Origin of the sequence: Aquidulcibacter sp. (assembly GCF_044346625.1) — a bacterium.
In the GTDB taxonomy this organism is placed as follows: Bacteria; Pseudomonadota; Alphaproteobacteria; order Caulobacterales; family Aquidulcibacteraceae; genus Aquidulcibacter.
The window spans coordinates 1-22,438 of sequence record NZ_JBIIYV010000040.1; the positions used below are offsets into that span (position 1 = coordinate 1).

General features: G+C 55.4%; 21 protein-coding genes and 1 pseudogene. 5 read left to right on the plus strand and 17 right to left on the minus strand.

Annotation, left to right across the window (positions count from 1 at the left end):
* Positions 1-210 precede the first annotated feature (210 nt).
* Positions 211-1,014: a hypothetical protein gene (locus ACIQ20_RS10780; protein ID WP_395780169.1), complete on the plus strand. Its 804-nt coding sequence runs from the start codon at positions 211-213 to the stop codon at positions 1,012-1,014.
* Positions 1,015-1,481: 467 nt separating this feature from the next.
* Here ACIQ20_RS10780 and ACIQ20_RS10785 read toward each other — a convergent pair whose 3' ends face one another.
* Positions 1,482-2,672 (minus strand): acyl-CoA dehydrogenase family protein, encoded by a 1,191-nt coding sequence (locus ACIQ20_RS10785; protein WP_395780171.1) that lies wholly within the window; start codon positions 2,670-2,672, stop codon positions 1,482-1,484.
* Positions 2,673-2,906: 234 nt separating this feature from the next.
* On the opposite strand from ACIQ20_RS10785, the gene ACIQ20_RS10790 reads away from it, so the two are divergent.
* Positions 2,907-4,037, plus strand: coding sequence for an acyltransferase family protein (locus ACIQ20_RS10790; protein WP_395780173.1), 1,131 nt, complete (start codon positions 2,907-2,909; stop codon positions 4,035-4,037).
* Between the two features lie 15 nt (positions 4,038-4,052).
* Here ACIQ20_RS10790 and dxs read toward each other — a convergent pair whose 3' ends face one another.
* From dxs to ACIQ20_RS10820, 6 genes are all read right to left on the minus strand, one after another.
* Positions 4,053-5,972, minus strand: a complete 1,920-nt coding sequence (gene dxs, locus ACIQ20_RS10795; protein ID WP_395780175.1) for a 1-deoxy-D-xylulose-5-phosphate synthase — start codon at positions 5,970-5,972, stop codon at positions 4,053-4,055.
* 64 nt (positions 5,973-6,036) lie between these two features.
* Complete coding sequence (locus ACIQ20_RS10800; protein ID WP_395780177.1) at positions 6,037-6,933, minus strand: polyprenyl synthetase family protein; 897 nt, start codon at positions 6,931-6,933, stop codon at positions 6,037-6,039.
* Between the two features lie 11 nt (positions 6,934-6,944).
* Positions 6,945-7,199 carry an exodeoxyribonuclease VII small subunit gene (locus tag ACIQ20_RS10805; RefSeq protein WP_395780179.1) on the minus strand — a complete coding sequence of 85 codons (255 nt, stop codon included), beginning with the start codon at positions 7,197-7,199 and terminating at the stop codon, positions 6,945-6,947.
* 103 nt (positions 7,200-7,302) lie between these two features.
* On the minus strand, positions 7,303-7,962 hold the full coding sequence (locus ACIQ20_RS10810) for a histidine phosphatase family protein (RefSeq protein ID WP_395780181.1): 660 nt from the start codon (positions 7,960-7,962) through the stop codon (positions 7,303-7,305).
* Entirely contained in the window at positions 7,955-8,911 is a 957-nt protein-coding gene (locus ACIQ20_RS10815) for a histone deacetylase family protein (RefSeq protein WP_395780183.1), read from the minus strand. Before ACIQ20_RS10815 ends, ACIQ20_RS10810 begins: the two co-directional genes overlap by 8 nt.
* A 25-nt stretch (positions 8,912-8,936) precedes the next feature.
* Positions 8,937-9,815, minus strand: a complete 879-nt coding sequence (locus ACIQ20_RS10820) for a glycerophosphodiester phosphodiesterase (protein ID WP_395780185.1) — start codon at positions 9,813-9,815, stop codon at positions 8,937-8,939.
* 146 nt (positions 9,816-9,961) lie between these two features.
* Between ACIQ20_RS10820 and ACIQ20_RS10825 the strand changes: the two genes are divergently transcribed.
* Positions 9,962-10,873: an aldo/keto reductase family oxidoreductase gene (locus ACIQ20_RS10825; RefSeq protein WP_395780187.1), complete on the plus strand. Its 912-nt coding sequence runs from the start codon at positions 9,962-9,964 to the stop codon at positions 10,871-10,873.
* A gap of 13 nt (positions 10,874-10,886) precedes the next feature.
* Here the strand turns inward: ACIQ20_RS10825 and ACIQ20_RS10830 are convergent, their stop codons facing one another.
* Together ACIQ20_RS10830 and ACIQ20_RS10835 are read right to left on the minus strand one after the other, a co-directional pair.
* Positions 10,887-11,711, minus strand: coding sequence for a division plane positioning ATPase MipZ (locus ACIQ20_RS10830; RefSeq protein WP_395780189.1), 825 nt, complete (start codon positions 11,709-11,711; stop codon positions 10,887-10,889).
* 120 nt (positions 11,712-11,831) lie between these two features.
* Positions 11,832-12,818, minus strand: coding sequence for a hypothetical protein (locus ACIQ20_RS10835; protein WP_395780191.1), 987 nt, complete (start codon positions 12,816-12,818; stop codon positions 11,832-11,834).
* Between the two features lie 109 nt (positions 12,819-12,927).
* Between ACIQ20_RS10835 and panC the strand changes: the two genes are divergently transcribed.
* On the plus strand, positions 12,928-13,776 hold the full coding sequence (panC, locus tag ACIQ20_RS10840) for a pantoate--beta-alanine ligase (RefSeq protein WP_395780193.1): 849 nt from the start codon (positions 12,928-12,930) through the stop codon (positions 13,774-13,776).
* Positions 13,777-13,778: 2 nt separating this feature from the next.
* On the opposite strand, the gene ACIQ20_RS10845 is transcribed toward panC, so the two are convergent.
* The 8 genes and pseudogenes from ACIQ20_RS10845 to ACIQ20_RS10880 all read right to left on the minus strand — a co-directional run bounded on the left by ACIQ20_RS10845 (position 13,779) and on the right by ACIQ20_RS10880 (position 21,528).
* Entirely contained in the window at positions 13,779-14,213 is a 435-nt protein-coding gene (locus ACIQ20_RS10845) for a DUF1489 family protein (protein ID WP_395780195.1), read from the minus strand.
* A 45-nt stretch (positions 14,214-14,258) separates the two neighbouring features.
* Positions 14,259-15,152 carry a sterol desaturase family protein gene (locus ACIQ20_RS10850; protein WP_395780197.1) on the minus strand — a complete coding sequence of 298 codons (894 nt, stop codon included), beginning with the start codon at positions 15,150-15,152 and terminating at the stop codon, positions 14,259-14,261.
* On the minus strand, positions 15,152-15,556 hold the full coding sequence (locus tag ACIQ20_RS10855; protein ID WP_395780199.1) for a hypothetical protein: 405 nt from the start codon (positions 15,554-15,556) through the stop codon (positions 15,152-15,154). The genes ACIQ20_RS10850 and ACIQ20_RS10855 overlap by 1 nt, the downstream gene beginning before the upstream one ends.
* Positions 15,553-17,580 carry an acetyl/propionyl/methylcrotonyl-CoA carboxylase subunit alpha gene (locus ACIQ20_RS10860; protein ID WP_395780201.1) on the minus strand — a complete coding sequence of 676 codons (2,028 nt, stop codon included), beginning with the start codon at positions 17,578-17,580 and terminating at the stop codon, positions 15,553-15,555. Before ACIQ20_RS10860 ends, ACIQ20_RS10855 begins: the two co-directional genes overlap by 4 nt.
* Positions 17,581-17,689: 109 nt before the next feature.
* Positions 17,690-18,637 carry a hypothetical protein gene (locus tag ACIQ20_RS10865; RefSeq protein WP_395780221.1) on the minus strand — a complete coding sequence of 316 codons (948 nt, stop codon included), beginning with the start codon at positions 18,635-18,637 and terminating at the stop codon, positions 17,690-17,692.
* 99 nt (positions 18,638-18,736) lie between these two features.
* A pseudogene (locus ACIQ20_RS10870) lies at positions 18,737-19,084 on the minus strand (DUF3667 domain-containing protein); the annotation flags it as partial.
* A 60-nt stretch (positions 19,085-19,144) separates the two neighbouring features.
* Positions 19,145-19,957 carry an enoyl-CoA hydratase-related protein gene (locus tag ACIQ20_RS10875; RefSeq protein WP_395780203.1) on the minus strand — a complete coding sequence of 271 codons (813 nt, stop codon included), beginning with the start codon at positions 19,955-19,957 and terminating at the stop codon, positions 19,145-19,147.
* Between the two features lie 29 nt (positions 19,958-19,986).
* The gene (locus ACIQ20_RS10880) at positions 19,987-21,528 is read right to left on the minus strand and encodes a carboxyl transferase domain-containing protein (protein WP_395780219.1); all 1,542 of its coding nucleotides are present in this window, start codon (positions 21,526-21,528) and stop codon (positions 19,987-19,989) included.
* A gap of 244 nt (positions 21,529-21,772) precedes the next feature.
* Here ACIQ20_RS10880 and ACIQ20_RS10885 point away from each other — a divergent pair, with 244 nt between their 5' ends.
* Positions 21,773-22,432 carry a hypothetical protein gene (locus tag ACIQ20_RS10885; RefSeq protein ID WP_395780205.1) on the plus strand — a complete coding sequence of 220 codons (660 nt, stop codon included), beginning with the start codon at positions 21,773-21,775 and terminating at the stop codon, positions 22,430-22,432.
* Positions 22,433-22,438: the final 6 nt, after the last annotated feature.

The window sequence follows — 22,438 nt, forward strand, 5'->3', positions numbered from 1 at the left end:
GTGGATTTTCCGAATAAATGGCAAAAGTCTTTGGCGGGCGGTCAACCTCGTTAACCCTAAAGACCCTAAGCCCAACATGTTCAGCTACAGCTAGCCACTTACAATCTCGTGACGCGTTCACATTTTCTTGTAGCGAGATCCAGACCAAGTGCGTGCTATAAATTGGTGACGCAATGCACTTTGCACGACCAAACTCAGGAGAGGTTGACGATGAACTCATCTTTAATTCGCCGTATTGCAGTACGCGTAGAGCGTCCATTGATGCAGAGTGATGAGGTCGCCGTCAGGCTGGCTTGCAACCTCGCTAAAGAAGCAGGGGCAAGCGTACAGGCCCTAGCTTATGCCACCAATGTTCTCTCATCCCAAACCGGCGAAGTCGATGGGTCGCTTGCTTCTGCGAAAGCAGAACTTGAAGCCTGGGCTCAAGAGGCTGGTGCGCCAATCGTGGTCCACGATCGGACAAACTTTGCCGAAGGCATTGGGGAGACTTTTGCGACGCTCTTGCAACTGTGCGATCTTGGTATCCTTGGCGTGCCAGCACAGCAGTCTGCGGGCTTTCGGATGATTGCTAGTACTGCAATTTTCAATGGTGGACCCGTTCTCTTCCTACCGGAGAACAAGACTCCACCGAACAGCTTCTCGCGGATTATGGTTGGCTGGAAAACTGGGGCTGCTGCCTCACGAGCGCTCAAAGCGGCGATAGCGCTTGCTGGCATTGACAGCGAGATCGTCATTGCCCAGATCGAAGAACCTAACACCTTGCGCGCTGATGAGTTAGGCATCGAAGCAACTCATTTTGCTGCTGCCCATGGTGTTAGGGCTCAGTTTCATGCGATCCCAGCACAAGGTCGAAATGCGCACGCCGCGTTAGTCGATGCTGCAGAGGAGTTTGAGGCGGATGTACTGGCAACCGGGGCAATTCGTCATGGTCCAATTCATCAGTCTTTGTTTGGAAGTGTGACGAGGGATATTCTTGAGGATGGGTTTGATCGTCCAACCCTTCTTGTTGGCTAGTTAAAACTTTCGACCGTCCCCTGTTGTTGTTTTTAGGAAGTATTTTACTTCGACCACGCGGGAAACCGAAGTGAATACTTGGTGGCCTAGTGCCCTCGATTACCCTTCTCGATCGGCGAACGAGTTTGTGTCGCTGCCGCTTTCTGAGCGCGGCGTCTCAAGCCAACACCTAACCCATTGAGCCAGCTCCATATAAACCTGCTAGAAATCCTTAGAACTTTCAATAAAGTGAAGTCGTCCGATTGTTCGCGCGCCACAAACGTCCGATCTCGAGAAGCCCCCAACCCACCCGAAACGGCAACAGCTGGCGCGAAGCAGACCAAAAGCTAAATCCAAGACCGCAATGACCGAGTTGGTGCACTCCTATCGGACCGCACCCTACGCGCGAACCTCATTGCTTTCTTCGCACCAAACAGAAAAGGCCAGAACCGAAGCTCTGGCCTTTTTTCGATAAAGTCCGGAAAATCCTACAGACCTAACACCATCTTCGCGATGATGTTGCGCTGAATTTCGTTCGACCCGCCATATATGGAGGTCTTGCGCATGTTGAAATAGTTGGGCGAGGTCCAGTGTGCATAGTCAGGGCCGACGCCCATATTGTCGCCCTCATCGCGGAAGCCGCGCACATAAGGGGCGGCATAATTACCAACCGCTTCCATGGCGAGTTCGGTCAAGCGCTGTTGAATTTCGGTCCCCTTGATCTTCAGGATCGAGGATTCAGGGCCGGGGCCCTTGCCAGCTTGTTCGCGAGCCAAGGTGCGCAGCTCAGTGATTTCCAAGGTGGTGAGATCGATTTCGAGCTCGGCAATCTTGCGAGAGAATTCTGGATCCTCGATCAAGCTGGCCCCATCCATGGTTTCAGCGCGGGCGAGTTCCTTCAAGCGCTTCACACCGACCTTGGAACGTGCAACGCCGGCAATGCCCGAACGCTCATGCGCCAACAGGAATTTCGCGCAGGTCCAGCCCATGTTTTCTTGACCAACCAGATTGGCGACAGGCACACGGACATTTTCCAGCCAGACTTCGTTGACTTCATGGCCGCCATCGATGGTGATGATCGGACGTACCGTGATGCCTGGGGTGTTCATGTCGATGAGCAAGAAGGAGATGCCCTCTTGTGGCTTGCCGTCTGCCTTGGTGCGAACCAAGAAGAAGCCCCAATCGGCATGCTGGGCCAAGGTGGTCCAAGTCTTTTGGCCATTGACGACATAGAAGTCGCCATCGCGTTCTGCCTTGGTCTTCAAGCTGGCCAAATCCGAACCAGAGCCTGGCTCTGAATAGCCTTGGCACCACCATTCTTCACCCTTCAAGATGGGTGGCAAGTAGCGGTCTTTTTGCTCTTGCGTGCCGAAGGTGTAGATAACGGGCGCAACCATGTTGATGCCAAATGGCAGGACGGGGATAGTCTGGGCGCGAGCCAATTCTTCACCGAAGATATAGCGCTGGGTTGGACCCCAACCTGGACCGCCATATTGGGTTGGCCAAGCTGGTGCGGACCATCCGCGCGCGCCCAAAATCCGGTGCCATTCCAGAAAGTCTTCTTTGCCCATGTCGTCACGGTCCGCAAAGGCCCGCAGACGCGCTGGGTAGTTCTCTTCGATGAAGGTGCGGATCTCTGTACGAAAGGCAATATCTTCATCGGTATAAGCTAGGTTCATAGGACGCTCCCGTTTAGCGCATCCTTCTCGCTGGATGCTGCCACTTGGAGAAGATCATAGTGCGAAGCGCGATGGGATCAAGCACAATTCGCCATCATCCGCATGACCTTAACGCTAACGTCAGCCCGCATGCAGGCGTGGGGCAAGCTGCATGGCAGAGGCCTAACCCCATCGACAGGCCAAAGCCTCCTGTGTCATCATTCTGCGGCAAGCCTTTCATGAGACCCTGAGCTTATGTCGTTACCGCCTAATCGCCTCATTTCACTTGATGTTTTCCGCGGCGCGACGATTGGTGCAATGGTTCTGGTCAATAATCCGGGAACGTGGAGCGCGATCTATCCACCCCTGAAGCATGCGCCATGGCATGGCTGGACCTTCACCGACACCATCTTCCCGTTTTTCATCTTCATCATGGGCATTGCCATCCCGATTGCGCTGGAGCGGCGACGGGCAACGGGGCAAGCAGGCTTGGGCCTTTACCTGCAATTGGTACGGCGCACCGCGGCCCTGTTTGGCCTTGGCCTCTTTCTGGCGCTCTTTCCCTTTTACAATTGGATGAAGGGGGATTGGATCCAGATTGCCGACATGCGGATCATGGGCGTACTTCAGCGTCTGGCGCTTTGCTTCTTCTTTGCCTCGCTCCTGTTTTTATGGCTTCGCCCACGTGGCTTAGTGATCGCGGCCTTTGCGCTTCTCTTGGGCTATTGGGCACTGATGGTCGTGGGTGGGCGTGGTGACCTTTCACCAGAAGGCAATTTCTCAGGTCTGATCGATCGCCTCATCCTCGGCCCCCACATGTGGAAAGGCTCCCCTCATTATGATCCCGAGGGCTTTCTCTCCACCCTGCCCGCAATTGCGACCTGTCTGTTTGGGGTGCTGACGGGGCAATTGATCCAATCGCCAAAACCTAACGATACCAAAGTGGCGGAGATGTTGGTGTTGGGCTTTATCCTTATGACCCTTGGTTGGATGTGGGGCGGCATTTTCCCGATCAACAAACCGATTTGGACATCCTCTTATGCCGTCTTCATGTCGGGCTTGGCCATGTGTGTTCTGGGCGTCTGTTATTGGTTGATCGACATCAAAGGCAGCATTTGGTGGACGAAGCCGTTTGTGATCTTTGGTGTCAATGCTTTGGCACTGTTTGTGGGCTCGGGCATGTTGGGGCGGGTCTTGAATATGGTGCCGGGCAGCACCGCCCCGGACGGCAGCGTCATCTCGCTTAAGGTCACAATTTATGAGCGCGCGTTTGCACCTTTGGCGAGCCCGATGAATGCGTCGCTCTTGTTTGCGCTGTGCTTTATCGGATTGTGGCTGTTCCTGATGTGGCTGCTCTACCGCAAGAGGATTTTTATCAAGGTGTGAGCTGTGTGGGCGAGCCTAGGCCCGCAAGCCACCATCGCTAATCTTAGCGTCGCGGCCCAAAGCCTGAAGCACGGTCTGCACGATCCCCTCGGCATCGAGACCGGCGAGGCGATATTGCAACTCCGGCCTATCATGCTCTTGGAATACGTCCGGCAAAGTCAGGGTGCGCACTTTCAGGCCACGATCTAACAGGCCATCTGCGGCGAGGAAATGCAAAACAAAGGCCCCAAAGCCACCTACCGAGCCCTCTTCAATCGTGATCAACACCTCATGATGGCGCGATAATTGCCGGATGAGGTCATGGTCTAAAGGCTTCGCGAAGCGCGCATCGGCAACCGTGGTGGGCAATCCCATGGCCGCAAGTTGGTCTGCAGCCATCAGGCTTTCCGTCAAACGGGTGCCAAAGGACAAGATGGCAACCGTGCCGCCTTCGCGAACAATGCGGCCTTTGCCGATTTCTAGCGGTGTCAGGACCTGTGGGATTTCAACGCCACTGCCCTCGCCACGTGGATAGCGGAAGGCGCTAGGCCGATCATCAATGGCGGCGGCCGTCGCGGTCATTAAGGCCAGCTCTGCCTCATCAGCTGCGGCCATCAAGACCATGCCGGGCAAAGCGCCCATAAAACCGATATCAAAAGTGCCAGCATGGGTCTGCCCGTCAGCCCCGACCAAGCCCGCCCGGTCCATAGCAAAGCGCACAGGCAAGGATTGAATCGCCACATCATGGACGACTTGGTCATAGCCGCGCTGAAGGAAGGTGGAGTAAATCGCGGCAAACGGCTTCATGCCATCTGCGGCAAGGCCAGCCGCAAAGGTCACCGCATGTTGTTCCGCAATGCCAACATCATAGGTCCGGCCCGGAAACGCCTTGCCAAACACATCCAAGCCGGTGCCCGATGGCATCGCAGCAGTGATGGCGACAATCTTGTCATCCGCCTCGGCCAGTTTCACCAAGGCATCAGCAAACACGCGGGTATAGCTGGGGGCATTGGGTTTTGCCTTGGCTTGTTCACCGGTGACGACATTGAACTTGACCACGCCATGATATTTGTCATCGGCGGCCTCAGCTGGCAGATAGCCCTTGCCCTTTTGCGTGACGACATGAACCAGAACTGGGCGGTCTTCGATTTTCTTGGCGTTTTCTAGGACATGCACCAAGGCTTCTAAATCGTGCCCATCGATTGGGCCCACATAATAGAAACCGAGCTCTTCAAAAAAGGTGCCGCCAGTTGCCATACCGCGGGCGAACTCTTCGGCCTTACGGGCTGCTTCTTGCAAGGGCTTTGGGAAGACAGACGCCGCTTGCTTACCGACCTTGCGAAGCGTCCGATAGCCCGTACCAGACACCAAGCGCGCAAGATAATGGCTCATGCCGCCAACGGGGGGCGCAATCGACATATCATTGTCGTTCAAGATCACGATCAGCCGCTTACTGGTCTCAGCCGCCTTATTCATGGCTTCATAGGCCATGCCGGCCGTGATAGACCCATCGCCAATTACGGCGACCACAACATTGTCATTGCCCTGCAAGTCCCGGCTCGCACAGAAGCCTAATGCCGCCGAGATAGAGGTTGCAGCATGGGCGGCACCGAACGGGTCATAGTCGCTCTCAGTCCGCTTGGTGAAGCCAGACAGGCCGCCGCCTTGGCGTAAGGTGCGGATACGGTCGCGCCGCCCTGTCAAAATCTTGTGCGGATAGGCCTGATGGCCAACATCCCAGATCAATACATCCTTGGGCGTGTCCAAAACATGATGCAGCGCGACGGTAAGCTCCACAACGCCTAAACCAGCCCCCAAATGTCCGCCGGTAACCGAAACTGCGTCGATGGTTTCAAGTCGCAGGTCGTCGGCAACTTCGCGTAACTCACCAATATTGAGGCCTTTGAGGTCTTTGGGGGATTTGATTTTGTCGAGAGCGAGCGTGAGAGGCGGCATCTGTTTCAATTCTTTTTTGTTCAAACAGAGCGATGTAGCTCTATTCTATTCTGGACTGTCAGACTTATGCACGACGTTGTGTGATCGTGTCGATGATTTGGTTCAGATATTGGGCCCGTGCGCCAAACATAGATAAGTGCGCACGCGCTTGATCCGCCAATAAAGTAACCCGCTGTTTGGCGCCATCAAGGCCCAAAAGGCTCACAAATGTGGCTTTTCCTTTGTCCGCATCCTTACCAACAGCTTTTCCGACTTCTTCAGTACTGCCTTCGGCATCCAAAATGTCATCGGTGATTTGAAAGGCTAGCCCCAAATCGTGCGCATAGGCCGAGAGCGCATGCTTGGCCTCCTCGCTCGCGCGGCCCATTAGCGCCCCCACTTCGACCGCATAGGTAATCAGCATACCGGTTTTGAGGCGCTGCATCCGGGTTACGGCTGCAATATCATCGCCCAATTCTTCGGCGATCATATCCATCATTTGCCCGCCAACCATGCCACGAGCACCAGAGGCTTCCGCCAAACGACCAACCAAGGCAATCCGAATATTGGGATCGGCGTGGGTTTGGGGGTCAGCCAAGATCTCAAACGCAATGGTCAAAAGCGCATCACCAGCCAACACGGCCGTCGCTTCGTCATAAGCGATGTGGACCGTTGGCCGGCCGCGACGCAAATCGTCGTCGTCCATGCACGGTAAATCATCATGGATGAGCGAATAGGTATGGATACATTCAAGCGCCGCGGCGACGCGTAACAAGCAACGCTCATCGACACCAAAAAGCCGGCCGGTCTCAAGCACGAGGAACGGCCGCAAACGCTTACCGCCACCTAAGGCGGCATAACGCATCGCGCTCATTAATCTGGCTTCTGGGCCCTGCACACGCGGAATCAGCGTGTCCAATGCAACCGTGATCCGGTCGGCCGTTTCTTCAAGTCGCTTTTCAAGATCGACCGATAGGTCCATGCCTTTAGACCCTATCCAATTCGTGCGGTTTCAAGGCTAACGCCTTGTGGGCTCTCAACAATTTGATCGACCCGCATCTGTGCGCGCTTCAACCGATCCTCGCAATGCGCCTTGAGAAGTGCCCCACGTTCATAGAGGCTAATGGAGTCTTCCAAGCTTGCCTGCCCAGATTCTAGCTTGGCGACCAAGATCTCAAGTTCATCTAAGGCAGCCTCGAAACTTAACTCTGCAAGTGCTGCCCGCATGGTTTCTGGTTCAACCGACATTACGACATCCCTCTAACGTTTTCTTCCTAGACTGTGCAGCGTACGTCGGCAACGAGGCAAGAGGATTAAATGCGGCAAGATAGCGAGTGAAAGCCGCGTCACATCAATTCGGCTTAGGCCGATAAACCCGGTGGGACCAATGCGAATCGCGTCCGTCATAAACACACACCCAGCCGCTGGCCAATAAATGCGGCCGCATCATGCGGTTAAACCATCCATGCGCCAACAGCCCGACACTCCCTGACCGCTGCGCTTCTTCGATCAGCCAATCGGCAGCCTTCCTGGCGCGAATTTCAGCGTCCTCGCGGCTCTCTTGGCCACGGTGGTTGCCAAAGAACCAAGTGATGCGGGAAACAACGCCCCAGAAGCGCGGACGGAACAAGATGAAGTCTGGCAGATCTGGCGGCGGCAGCGGTGCCTCCACAAAAAGCGGATCGACAATCAAATCGCGACCAGGGGCAGCCATCTCAGCCGTCTCCAGCGCGCGGCGCAGGCTGGATGAGACAACAGTCTTGCACGCCTGCAAGGCCTGAATCAGCCCATTGGGAACAATTTGATTTGCAGCAAGGCCACCGGCGTCATACTGGGCCCACCAATCAAGATATTGCGTCGCGTTGATCCAGATATGCCGATTCAGGGCTGGCTTACCGTGACGCGCAATGACGATCATTGGCGTATCGCTTGAGGCAACAGGCAGTGCTGGCCGCGGCGCAACACGTGAATCCGCCTGTGATCCTAGATCATCCAATTTGGTTTCAAACACCCGCTGTTTCGCCCCCAGAGCGTGGTTTGTAGTTTTGTAATGTTTGTACATGCGCCAGAACACATGCTGCTAGAGCTTGTAAGTGGTAGCCGCCCTCAAGCGTCGATACAAGTTTTCCGTGTGAAACGTCCAATAATCGTTCAGTGATCCAACGATAATCGTCGATTTCGAGGTTGAGGCCAGCCAAGGGATCTAAACGGTGGCCGTCAAAACCGGCAGACACAATCACAATTTCTGGCTTAAAGGCGAGCAAGGCAGGCAGGATTTTGCTTTCAATAGCTGCCCGCCAAGCAGGGCCTGTTGTGGCCGCCGGAACTGGAACGTTCACCAAATTGCCCGCTGCGGTTTCCTCAGCCAGACCAGAGCCCGGATAAATGCCGCCCTGATGGATTGAGGCATAGAAGAAGTCCGCATCACGCTCGGCCAGCTCTTGGCTGCCATTGCCGTGATGAACGTCAAAATCTAGCACTGCTGCGCGCTTGAGACCATAAGTCTCCCGGGCATAAAGCGCCCCAATTGCCGCTGAATTCCAAATACAAAAGCCCATTGGCGTATTGGCTTCAGCGTGATGGCCGGGCGGTCTGGTGGCACAAAACGCCCGCTCAAACGTACCCTTCATTACTGCGTCAACGCCTGCAATAACTGCACCTACGCCGCGCCTCGCCGCCTCGATAGAGCCGGCGGACAAATAAGTATCTGGGTCGAGTTGGCGGCTACGCCCGCCCGGCTCTGGCTCAAGGCGAATGATTTGTTCAATCAAAGCAGCCGGATGCACCCGGGCAATATCTTCAAGCTGGCCTAGTGGAGCCTCAATCCGGATCAAATTTGGGCAGGCCGCGTCACTCAGCGCTTCTAGGACGACCCGCAACCGCTCTGGTGATTCTGGATGTCCTGCTGGCGGGCGATGCTCAAAACAGGCTGCATGGGTGATAAGAGCTGTTCGTGACATAGAGGTTCTGTTCCCAATCAAACTGCTAAGGACGCGCAGGTTCCAAAGCTTGCTTAACCCGATCCACATAATCAGTCATGATTCCATCGGCTTTGCGCCCTACCAACTGGCGCATCTCTTTGGGATCATTAATGGTCCAATACTGCACTTTAAGACCGCGCGACTTCGCCGTGCTGACAAAGTGTGGGTCGGTCAAATCAAAGCCTGCGGCAACGGTCGGTATCTGTAGCGCCACCCCCGGCGACTGCACAAACCGGGACAGGCGTAAGTGTGAGGCGATTAGAAAGCTACGCACTTCATCACCGGAATAGGCTGTGGCAACCCTGGGGCAAGCCTTACGAAACGTCTTCATCGCGCCATCATGAAACGAAGCAACAATCACGCGATTAGTTTCGTTAAACTGGCTGATGAGCGCGCATAAGCGGTTACTAGCGGCTTCCGTATCATTCTTGATCTCAATGACCCAGCGTCTGGATGGCAAGCGCGTAAAGGCCTGCTCCAACCGGGCAATCCTAATCCCCTTCCCTCGAAACGACTGACCATCGATGACGGTGTGATAGCCGGAATCAGCCTTTTGCAGCTCAGCCCACGTCTTGGCGGCAATTGGGCCCTTCATGTCAGTTATGCGGTCCAAGGTGTCATCATGATGGAGAACCAAGACGCCGTCTTTGGTGAGCTGCAAATCAATTTCCAGCACATCCGCTCCCATTGCATCCGCCAATTGTAGGGCTTCCAAGGTGTTGGGTGGCGCATGACCTTGACCACCGCCATGAGCGATATTTTCAACAACTGCTGGCTGCAACTCAGCAAAATAGGGATGGCTAACGGGGGCAGGCGTAGGCCAAGCAGCCACCACCGCCAAAGCAATCCCGGTTAGTGCCAAGAGCATCCAACGACGGCGCATCATTCTTCCCCTCAATGACCCCTCCCACCCAGAGGCGGTTCAGTCCTTATGCAGCCTGTGACATGGCATGGCTAGCGAGGCTGTTGCAAGTTGGGCTAGAAGACACGCTCTGACGATCTCTGCCACCCCAGAAAGAAAAAGTGCCAATGTCTTCCATGGAACCGACAAACCTGCGCCGTCTTGGCAAAAGCGACTTGATGATCACGAGCCTCGGTTGGGGTATGTGGCGCTTTGCTGGCATTGACGTGAAGGCCGCGCAACAATTGGTCGAATCGGTCTTTGAAGCTGGCATTAATTTCTTCGACACAGCCGACATCTACGGCTTTCAAAACCCAAAAGTAGGTTTTGGCGATGCCGAAGCCTTGTTGGGCGAGGTGTTCAAGCAAGCACCAAGTCTGCGGTCCAAGATGGTGCTGGCCAGCAAGGGCGGCATCATTCCGCCAACGCCATACAATTCCAGCTATGATTATCTGGTCAATGCGTGCGAATCCTCTCTGCGCCGTCTAAACACCGACGTGTTGGACCTCTGGCAGATCCATCGTCCTGACCTTTTGACTCATCCCGCAGAAATTGCGCGCGCGGTCGATCATTTGATCCAAGCGGGCAAGATTCGCACCTTCGGGATCTCTAACTATACCGTGGCACAAGCGCGCGCGTTACATACCCATCTCAACACCGATATTGTCTCGTTCCAACCAGAATTTTCGCCCCTCGCGCTCGACGCCATGACGGATGGGACCTTGGACTTGGCAATGGAGATCGGAGCCTCCGTTTTGGCGTGGTCGCCTTTGGGTGGCGGCCGCTTGGCAAAAGATGGCGATGATGTCGGCACCAAGGCGGTGATCGCAGCGTTGGACGAGGTCGCAGCAACACATGGCGTCTCACGCACAACTGTTGCCTATGCGTGGGTCGCGGCGCACCCAAGCCAGCCAATCGCTTTGGTGGGCACGCAAAATCCACAACGCATTTTGGAAACCCGCGAAGTGTCCAAAATCCACTTGAGCCCAGATGAATGGTATCAAATTCTGGTCGCGTCGCGCGGCGCGCCCATGCCCTGAGGTCGACTGGCCGCTAAAACCCAATCGAAGCTGTGCCCTTAATCTTCGGCAGTTTGAGGGCCAGCATCAAATCGCGAAGCTCTTGACGGGCAGCGACGTGACTTAAAGTGAAAGAAGCTGCAGCCCCTTCATCGGTTAGATCGAGAAGGGTAAGGCCGGCTGTGAACATCTCACGATAAATCACCCGCTCGGACAGGCCAGGTGCGACACGAAAGCCGATCCGCTGGGCCAGTGCAGCCAATGCATCACCGACACGGCGCTTATTCTTGGCATCGAGCGGCGACAGGCGATTGCGCATCAATACCCAATCAATCGGCTTACCTTTTTGTGCGGCTTTCAGTTTGCGCGCTTCCCAAACCATTTCCGCATAAACGCTGGGCTTGCCAACATCGCCCGTCACAGGATCAATTTCCGCCAAAAGGTCGAAGTCGATAAAGCTGTCGTTTAGCGGGGTCACCAATGTATCCGCACAGGCGTGGGCGGCGCGCGATGCAGGTGTATCGGCACCCGGGGCATCGATGATCACAATGTCGTGGCTGGCCCGCATTTGGGCGATCAGCGCTTGTGTCGCAGATGTTTCCTCAGCCTCCGCCTCATCGCGACGTTCAGCAGCCGCTTTTCCTAGGAAAAAGAAGTCCGGCGTTGGTAAATCGGCGCCATTAGACTTGGACCAGCGTGCCCGATTTTCAAAATAACGCTCAAAAGTACGTTGCCGCCGATCAAGATCGAGAGCAGCCACTTTCAGCCCAGAAATCGCGCAAGCAACGGCGATGTGAACCGACAGGGTCGATTTGCCTGCGCCACCTTTTTCATTTCCGACGACAATGACGTGACCCAAGATCGCCCCCCCTGCCTTCTTGCCCAATTGTTGAGGGCTAAGACTTAAAGGTTGTTTTCGCCAGTTTCGCCTGTCTTGCCAATTGGCAAGCGCAGCAGCCAAGCGCCCAAAAATTGTGGACTATTTGGAAGGCCGCTTCGACCGCTTCGCCACAACTTGCTGCGCCGGGGGCTTGGGGGTCATTTCTTCTTCCTCAACCCAGTCGGTGGGTGGTGGCAAGCGTTGCCCGATCGCCTCGGGGCCCTGTTGGATTGTGCTGCCTGTTACCAATGCGGTTGGTCGGGATTGCATTTCAGGACGACCTGAAGCGCCGGGCCAAATCGGTCTGGGGCGAAATGGCCGATTGGCTGTGTCTTGTTCTGGCATTGTCGCAACAGCCGCGCTTGGAGTTCCAGTGGCTGGTGGCTCAGCCAGAGTAGCAAGGCGCTTGGATAGCTCACGCAATTCGCTCTCAGCGGGGTTGACCCATTCAGGATCTTTTGCTGAGGCGCGACTGAGGTCGGAGGAGACCCGCGCTAACACCTGTTCAATCGGCTCATCCTTGTCGCCACGATCCACCCAAGGCAAGGCATCGGCCAAGGCTTCTGGAATGTCTTGCACGACCGATTTCCTGGTGTCGCGCCAAATACGTTTGAACGGACCGGCAGGCTTAACTGCCATGGCCTGTGCGGCGGGCTGGGTGGCCACGTGAAGGATAGGCGCCGCGACTGGGGCTGGTGCAACTGTCACCGGGGCAGGCTGCTCAGGGGCTTCGGCTGGCAAGGCGATTGCCACGGGAACCATCGAAACAACAGCAGGCTTTGGCAAGGGTGCAGCTGGCTTACCGCGGAACATCACAATCGGCAGAACCTGACCATCGGTGTTAGCGGTTTGGGGTTCTGGCTTCATCGGCTTGGCGCTAATGGCAGGATTGGCAGCGGGCTTTATGGCCGGGCATGCACAGGCTTCAGTTGCGGGCTTTGCTACTGGGACAAACGGAACATAGGGGCTGGTCGCAAAGGCACCCGCAGACTGCGCCATGGCGCTCGTGCTAAAGCACAACGCACCCAGCGCGCCCCAAAGTCGGGCGGTAGAGGATAATTTGAAAGCTCGGCTTAACTGGTTCATGTCAAAAACCCTAGCGCGACGTGGTAAAGAGGGGTTTAAGGCGGCGTCACTTCGGTCTTGCACCCTAAAGACCAGAAATCTGCGCTAAGTCGTTGTTTTGGAGAGAGTCATGTCGTCCTTGTCGATTGTGCGTACCAGAGCGGACTTGCGCAATTTGGTCTCCAACTGGCGGCGCGACGGTAGAAAGATCGCCTTGGTCCCAACGATGGGTGCCCTGCACGCCGGGCATTTGGCGTTGATTGAGCAGGCAAAGGCATCTGCAGACGTCGTCATCGCATCCATCTTCGTCAATCCGGCGCAATTCGCCCCCCATGAAGATTTGGCGCGCTATCCCAGACAAGAAGCCGCCGACATCGAAAGCCTCCAAACCATTGGTTGTGACGCACTTTATGCCCCGCATGTGGTAGAGCTTTATCCAGATGGCTTTCAAACCCGCGTCGTGCCAGGCGAAGTTGCAGCCCGGCTTGAAGGCGCATTCCGCCCGCATTTCTTTGGGGGTGTCGCAACAGTGGTGGCGAAACTATTCCTGCAAGTCGATCCTGACATCGCAATTTTTGGCGAGAAGGACTGGCAGCAATTGCAGGTCATCTGCACCATGGTGCGAGACTTGGACTTGAAAGTCGAGATCGCGCCAGCGCCAACGCATCGTGAAGCCGACGGCCTCGCGCTTTCGTCGCGCAATGCGTATCTGTCTGCAGCTGAACGTGAGATCGCACCAAATTTAAAACAAGCGCTCGACAAAATTGCAGAGACACTCACCCAAGCGCCTGAAACCCTTTCAGACGTGCTGGAGCAAACTAAGGCGCAACTTCTTGCCGCTGGCTTTGGGTCCATCGACTATTTGGAAGTTTGCCATAGCCAGACCCTGGAGCCTTGGCACCTCGGTGACCCTGCCCGCGTCTTGGTAGCTGCGTGGCTTGGCAAGACCCGTTTGATTGATAATCGCGGCCTAGATTGAGTTTACCACGCCCCAAGGTCCAATAATTCCTTGCGGAGTGGATCGGGCAAATCCTCCCCACCCGATACATGGGTTAGGTCTGCAGGGGCGTCTTTCGGTGCCAGATACCGCCAGCCCTGAAAGGCTGCCCGGCGCTGGGGTGCCGTTTGCACATGTAAATGCTTGAGGACGATTTCGCAGCGCGAGCGTCCATCTGCGTCGTCGAACGTGACGATATCTCCAATCTCTTGGCGGACGAGGATTTGACCCTTTATGACCCAATAAAGCGAACCACCTTCGAGGACCTCATCGCGCCGCTTGGGTGACATGCGTGTGTCGCACACTGGGCGGGGATCAAGGCCAAGGCTTAATCGGGTAAAAGCCTGATGATCATGCCAATCCAACAGGTCTTGAATAGACTGCGCACCGACGCAAAGCTTGATGATGTGGAGGGCCATGTGAAGGGAACTATACCAAAGTGAACAAACGAACAGGGCCTGCAATCAGTGCAATTCTTGCCCTTGTTTCGCGCGCCAAGCCGCTTTGAGGCTGGCACTGGTCGGGCGTGACCCGTCTGGGCTCCAGCCCGGCGGTCCGAAAGCGAAATTGAGCCTTTCGCGCCAGGTCTTGGCCTGCCCGATGTCGCGCGCCAGGCCCACCCACTCATGAAACGCGATCCGAAATGGATTGAAGGTATGGATGTTCGAAACCACACCATAAATGGGCTTATCAGCCTTGGTTTCTTCGACAAAGGTGCCGAACAGTCGGTCCCAAATGATCAAGACGCCTGCATAATTGGAGTCGAGATAACGCGGATTGGTGGCGTGATGGACCCGGTGATGGCTCGGTGTATTCAAGACCAATTCCAAAGGTCCCATACGATCAATTGCCTCGGTATGGATCCAAAACTGATACACAAGGCTAAGCCCTGAGAAAAAGGCGATCATCAATGGCGGAAAGCCGATCCAAGCCATGGGTAGCCAAAAGATAAAAGTGCCGCCAATCGACCCTGTCCATGTCTGCCGTAAGGCGGTCGATAAATTATAATGCTGTGACGTGTGATGGACAACATGACTTGCCCAAAACCAACGCCGTTCGTGGCTGATGCGGTGAAACCAATAATAGGAGAGGTCTTCTAAAAAGAAGCAAGCAACAAAGGCCCAAGCAGCATAACCAATGTCGAACAGACGAAACTGATGCACATAGGCAATCAGAGCAACCGCCAGACCCCCGGTTAGCAATTTGGCGACCGTGTTACCAAAGCCCATGGTCATGCTGGCCGCAGCATCCTTAGCTTCATAAGTCACATCGCCAGCGTGACGGGCGCGCAGCATTTCTGCGACCACAAAGACGCCAAACAACGGGATCGCCCAAGTAACCGGATCGGGAAGGTTCATTAAGGGGGACCTCTTCCTAGGCTTGCCAACGCTTGCTTAATTTCATTGGCATTAGCCTGAATATAGACGGGCTCAAAGCCAAAATCGGGAAAGGAGATATGCAGACGATCTTCTGCGATGACCATGATTTTCGCCTGATCTAAACTTCGAACCAAGACCTTATCGCCTAAAACCGTCACTACATAGCCCGTTTTCTCAGTAGTATAAGCCACAGCAGCCCTTTGGTTGTGAGAAATCAGAACGTCAAACTCTGCTTGAAGGCCAGAATATGCCTGAACAGCCTTTACCACTTCGACTTTATCATTGAACCTGCGATCAACGCTCAGCCCAAGGCGGAATCCAACAAAGGCCAAAAGCGCCGTACCTGCAGCGGCCATCAAAACGGTGAGTAATGCCGCGTTCACGCTACGACCTCTTGCGAGACAAGGCGGATCAAGACGTCGGCGGCTTTGACCTGGCGACCCTCTTGAACATAGGTTTCGGCAATCACGCCATCGCGGCTTGCGACCAAGGCATGCTCCATTTTCATGGCTTCTAACACGACCAGCACTTGGCCTTTTGTGACTTTTTGTCCGGCTTCAGCATGAAACATCGCGATTTTGCCGGGTAGCGGGGCCTTGATCTCGTCGCTGGCTTCAAGGCTATCCGCGCTGGCATCTGCAGACGGGAAAGGATAGCGCCACACTTCGCCGCGCTCGACCAAACAGGCACCCGACTCATCAACAAAGAGGGTTGCGGCAATATCCCCGCGCCCTTCGCCTTGATGGCCCCTGCTCTCAGCAATCAAAATGGTCCAAGCGCCGGGCTCGCCATAAGCATGGATCAGGCGGCGCGGCACGACCGCGTGATCGCCGCCAAAGCCCGCACTCACCTGCACCTCATCGCTATGAAGGTCGACCACCACGCGCCGCTCATCAAGGGTGAAGCCGACTGACAAATGGGCGGGGGCATTGAGACGCCAGCCATCTGGCCTTTCAAATGGCGAAGCGTCGTCTGGCACTTCAAGCTCCCGAGCAATCTGCACACCAATGGCTGCCAGTCCTAAGCGGCGCGCTGCAAGCGCATCTGGCTTAGTGAGCGCTCCCGCTTCATCTTCCAACAACCCTGTATGGACCCCACCATGAGCAAAGCTCGGCAGAGCACATAGGCGGGCCAAATAGCCGTTATTGGTGGTGATGCCCGTGATTACCCGGCTCTCTAGGTGAGCCTGTAAATGCGCCAGCGCTTCGCGACGGTCTGCGCCATGCGCGATCGCCTTTTCGACAAGGGAATCATAGGCGTCTGGGAAAGTGTCCCCGACTTCAAAGCCGGAATCGACTCGGATTGTCCCATCGTCTGGTAGGCCAGCGATGACGCCTGACGATGGCAGGAACCCCTGCGCTGGATCTTCAGCGACGATCCGCGCTTCAATAGCAGCCCCGTTTAACCGGATCTTGTCTTGGCTGAGCGGGAGGGTCTCCCCTGCGGCTACCCGCAACTGCCACTCGACCAAATCGAGGCCTAGGACTGCCTCAGTTACCGGATGTTCGACTTGCAAGCGGGTGTTCATCTCCAAGAACCAAAAGCCATCGGGTCGAAGCGGGCCTGTGCCATCAGCCACAAACTCTACCGTGCCAGCATTGGAGTAATTCACCGCCTTAGCAATCTTAAGCGCGGCAGCGGTTAAGCTGGCGCGCACGTCTTCGGTCATCCCGGGTGCGGGGGCTTCTTCAATCAGCTTCTGTCTGCGTCGTTGGATGGAGCAATCACGCTCAAACAGGTGGACAAGGTTGCCGTGTTGATCGCCGAACACCTGCACTTCGATGTGACGGGGGCGCAAGACCAAACGCTCCAGCATGACGCGGTCATCGCCAAAAGCTGCAGCCGCTTCGCGACGTGCTGAGTCGAGCGCTGGAATGAAGGACGCAAGCGCTTCAACCACGCGAATACCGCGGCCGCCGCCACCTGCAACCGCCTTGATCAAGAGCGGAAAGCCAATCTTTTCCGCTTCCTCCTGCAGGCGCGCCGGGTCTTGGTCCACGTCCCAATAACCCGGCAAAACGGGCGCACCAACCTCAACCGCAATTGCCTTCGCCCGATCTTTCAAGCCCATGTCGCGGATGGCGTCTGGGCGAGGCCCCACAAAGGCGATGCCAGCGGCCGCGCAGCTTTCAGCAAACTCAGCATTTTCGGATAAAAAACCGTAGCCTGGATGAATAGCTTCAGCGCCAAAATCTAAAGCGGCCTGCAGAATAAGATCACCGCGAAGATAGGAGTCTTTTGCTGCAGCAGGGCCCAAACGCACCGCTTGGTCTGCTTCGCGGACGTGCTTGGAGCCCTTATCCGCGTCGGAATAGACGGCAATGGTCTTCATGCCCAAACGACGCGCCGTGTTCATGACACGGCAAGCAATTTCGCCCCGATTGGCAATCAACAGAGTTTTGAACACGTCTCGTCCCCAGAGATTTGTTAGCCCGTAAAACAAGTCCCTAAAACTCACTCTCAGACTGGTTGCGGGTAACCTTCGGCCACCCCTTAACCTTGGTCAAGACTTGTGGTCAGCCGACGGCTCCTAAGATGATTATCGATGTGAAGAAAAGGCCTAAAGCTATGGGTGCAAATACGAAAACGAAAATTGTCGTTCGCCACAAAGCTGAAAACCAGCCGAGGGCATAGGCTCCCTTGAACTGGAAATAGGTGTGGCAGAGCACGGCTAGGAAGATCCATCCGGAATAGTGGGACCAGTCAACCCAATGCGATGTCAAAGCAAGTGCTAGAAATAAAAATGACATGAAGGACAAAGAGTAAAGCGCAAAAACGGCGTGGTCATACAAAGTCACCCCGCGCTTCCAACACAAAAGTAGCCAAATGAAAGGAAGGCTTATCGGGATTAAGAGGAATGAGAATTTGTAGACGGTATTCTGCAATTTATACAAAAAAAGCTCAGGATTTTCGAACTTTTGTTTGAGCTTTTTGTTGAAAGTTGGCCAAGGCGTATCGACTTGAACTTCTTCCTTCAAGAACTTGGCGAAAGAGGCCTGAAAGTCCATTCCTTCAACTGTAGAATTCTTGGCTTCGCCTTTGTTTGCCTCTGCGGGGGCAGCCTTCACCAGTGCGATGGCAGCATCCACAGCGGCCACGGCCACTTGGTCGCCTGATGCCGCAGCAGCTTTTCGTTCGGCCTCTAATTCGGAGAGCTGTTTTGCCTTGATCTCTTCCGAAACAACGTCGGGAGTAGGTGTCGATGTTTTGGTTAAAGTAGCTTCAGCCGCTTCGGGCGCTGACTTTAGTTCTGTAGAGGCCTTTGTCAGATCACGTTCAGCGTTGCGGTAACGCACAATCACCGCCTCAATGGCCGTTGCAGCAGCTTTGACTTCTTCCTGTCCATTTTTAACGTCAACGGGATCTTGTTCGGCGATAGGCTTGGCCTTTTCCGCCGCGAGCTGCTCTCGCGCCAACTTTAAGTCCGCACGCGCCTCTTTCAAATCTTCTAAAGCTGTCGTCATGCGGTCACGTGAGGCGCTAATTCGGTCAGCCGTCGTCTCGGTATTATGCTTTACAAAGCCCGGGCCTCCAACAAAGGCGAAGGCCAAGAACATGGCAAAGATCGACCCTAGGAATACAGTTGCGGGCGGCACATAGCGGTTGCGGTGTCCCATCACATAATTGCGCGTCATCGTTCCGGGGCGAAAGATCAGCATCGGCAGAGAGCGCCATGTCTTGGAATCGACATGCGTGATCCCATGCACGACTTCTTCCAACACATGCAGGAAGGAGCGGTGAACATGGGCAGTCTGGCCGCACGCGTGGCAATAATCGCCGGCTAGAATGGTGCCACAATTTTTACACGCTGTGCCGATCAGGCCGTTGTGGTGCTTTCCAGCCCTGCCAGACGGTGCATCAACTGCCAAGGGTCCTGAATTTTCAAGATTAAGTTCTGCCGCGCCGTCCATAATCGCCCCTCACCCGCCAGCCTAGCTTTGACTGCGCAGTCGAAAGCGGTCAAGACCCACCTAGGACCGATTTGCCCAAGCAGGCGGCCTTTTCTCCAGAAAAGCGGCCAGACCTTCCTGCCCCTCTGCGCTCGCGCGGCGCTTGGCAATACGTTTTGCCGTTTCGTGGGCAAGATTCATATCAATGGGTTTGTCTGCCACATCGCGGACCAATTGCTTGGCCTCGCGGACGGCTTCTGGCGCTGCGGTAAAGGCCAAATCGGCGAGCTTTTCTTCCCGCTTCGCCAGATCATCAAGGTTACTTGCGACCTCTTGGATCAAGCCCAAAGCCATAGCGCGCTCGGCATCAAATGGCATGGCGGTGGCAAACAAGGCGCGCGCTTGCCGGGCCCCGATTGCTTCAACCACATAAGGAGAGATTGTGGCGGGCGTGAGGCCTAGGCGCACTTCGGTGAAGCAAAAGCGCGTCCCGGTAAGAGCGATCGCATAATCGCACGCAGCAACAAGGCCAGCACCGCCGCCAAAGGCACCACCTTGAACCAAGGCAACCGTCAATTGCGGTAGGCTGTGAAGAGCCAGCAGCATCTTGGCCAAGGCGACCGCATCGGCTTCATTATCTTCTTCATCGTGACGGGCTTGGCGTTGCATCCACTCCAGGTCTGCACCAGCACAAAAGGTGGTTCCGGCACCCTTGATCAGGACGATCCGGACCCCTTCAGACACACGCAGCGTTTCAAAAATGTCAATCAGAGAAGAGATCATCTCTTCGTCGAAGGCATTCTTCTTGTCCGGACGGTTCAATGTGACCATCGCGGCACCATCGGGCGAAATCTGCAAGAGAACGGGGTCGGCGCTTTGGTCTGATTCTACCATCTGAGTTTTTTCCTTTTAAATCCGGCCTATCACATCCGGAAAACACCGAAACGTGGTGGTCCAATAGGGGCACCTGCGACACTGGCCAAAGACATAGACACCACGCGCCGCGTTTGCGCGGGATCAATAATACCATCATCCCACAAACGCGCAGTGGAATAATACGGATCGCCCTCTTCTTCATATTTCTGCCGAATGGGGCTTTTGAAAGCTTCTTCCTCCTCGGCGGACCAAGCACCGCCTTTGGATTCAATACCGTCCCGGCGCAACGTCGCAAGCACACTCGCGGCCTGTTCGCCGCCCATCACACTGGTGCGGGCATTGGGCCACGTCCAAAGAAAGCGCGGCGAGTAGGAACGGCCACACATGGCGTAATTGCCCGCACCATAAGAGCCTCCAATCACGACGGTTAGCTTGGGCACATTGGCGCAGGCCACAGCCGTCACCATTTTTGCGCCATCCTTGGCGATGCCGCCAGCTTCATAATCCTTACCGACCATGAAGCCCGAGATGTTCTGGAGGAAGAGCAACGGGATCTTGCGCTGGCAGGCGAGTTCGATGAAGTGCGCACCCTTTTGCGCGCTTTCAGAAAACAACACGCCGTTATTGGCAATAATCGCGACGGGCCAGCCATCAATATGGGCAAAGCCGGTAACGAGGGTTTCACCATAGAGCTTCTTGAACTCATGGAACTCAGAGCCATCGACCAGCCGCGCGATGATTTCGCGCACATCATAGGGGGTGCGCACATCGTCTGGAATGATGCCGTAAAGCTCTGCCTCAGACTCCACGGGTGCGCGTGATATTAGGCGGCGAATATGGCCTTCTGGATCGTCCAAAGTTGCCACACATTGGCGGGCCAGCTCTAAAGCATGGGCGTCAGATACTGCATAATGGTCTGCCACGCCGGATTTACGGGCGTGGACATCTGCGCCGCCTAGCTCTTCTGCCGTGACGGTTTCGCCTGTGGCCGCTTTCACCAAGGGCGGGCCGCCCAAGAAGATCGTACCTTGTTTGCGAACGATGATGGTCTCATCGCTCATCGCCGGAACATAGGCTCCACCGGCTGTACACGAGCCCATGACGACAGCAATCTGGGCCAAGCCAATCGCACTCATATTGGCTTGATTGTAAAAAATGCGACCGAAATTATCGCGGTCTGGAAAGACCTCTGCCTGATGGGGCAAGTTTGCTCCGCCAGAATCGACCAGATAAATGCAAGGCAGACGGTTTTCCATCGCCACTTCTTGCGCCCGCACATGCTTCTTGACGGTCATGGGGTAATAGGTTCCGCCTTTGACGGTCGGGTCATTACACACAATCATCGCCGGACGACCGCAGACATGGCCAATACCCGTAATCAAGCCAGCACCGGGAATATCCTCCCCATAAAGCCCATTGGCCGCCAAAGCCGACAGTTCCAGAAACGGGCTACCTGGATCAAGGAGCGCCTCAACACGAGCGCGGGGGAGCAATTTACCACGGCTTTCATGGCGTTGTCGGGATTCCTCTGACCCGCCTAAAGCAGAGCGGCTGGTAAGGAGGCGCAATTGCTCCACAAGGCCCGCCATCTTTTCCTGGTTGCGGGCGAATGCCGGCGAGGCAGAATCGATTCGACTGGTCAAACGGCTCAAGTGACTCTCCACAGTCAGATTTTATCGCACGTATTGGGCGTTGACACTCGTTTAACAGGCTTCTGTCACAATGTCATAGACATAGGCTCACTCTGGGCCAGTGCCACATGCCCCTTGCGAGGCTTTTGGTGCCTTTAGCTTGGCTCCGACCGCCAGTGTTTAAAATATATGAGGACAGCCTATGAAGATCATCACGACAGCCTTTTCTGCCTTAGCTCTGATGAGTGCTCTTTCCCCTGTGGCCGCTTTTGCAATTGAGCCCGCGTGGGTTGGCGTGCGTGCTGGTACCAACGGTGTCGGGGGCGAAGTCGGTGTTCGCATCCTACCGACCCTTGTGTTGCGTGGCGTGGCGCAGGGCTATGACTATGGCTACGATCAGACGATTGACGACATTGCCTATGATGGCACGATGAAGCTCGGTTCCTATGGCTTGCAAGCTGACTTCCGTCCGCCAGTCGTGCCTTTCTATTTGACGGCCGGCATCTTTGCCAATGACAACCAGTTTGACCTCGTGGCGACCCCTGCCACCAATGTCGTGATCGGCAACACAACCTATACCCCAGCCCAAGTCGGCACGCTGAGTACCAAGGCGACGTTTGACGACATCGCTTACTTTGTTGGTGCAGGCTTAAAACTTGAACTGGGCCCGATTGAAACAGCACTTGAAGCGGGTGTCTATTACCAAGGCGATCCGCAAGTGGTTTACACGTCGACCGGCCTGATCGCGTCCAATCCGGCCTTTCAGGCAGATCTGGCACTTGAAACCGCGAAAATCGTAGATGAATTAGACGCAGCACGTTACTGGCCCATGGTCACCCTACATGGGCGCTATAAATTCTAATTTTGC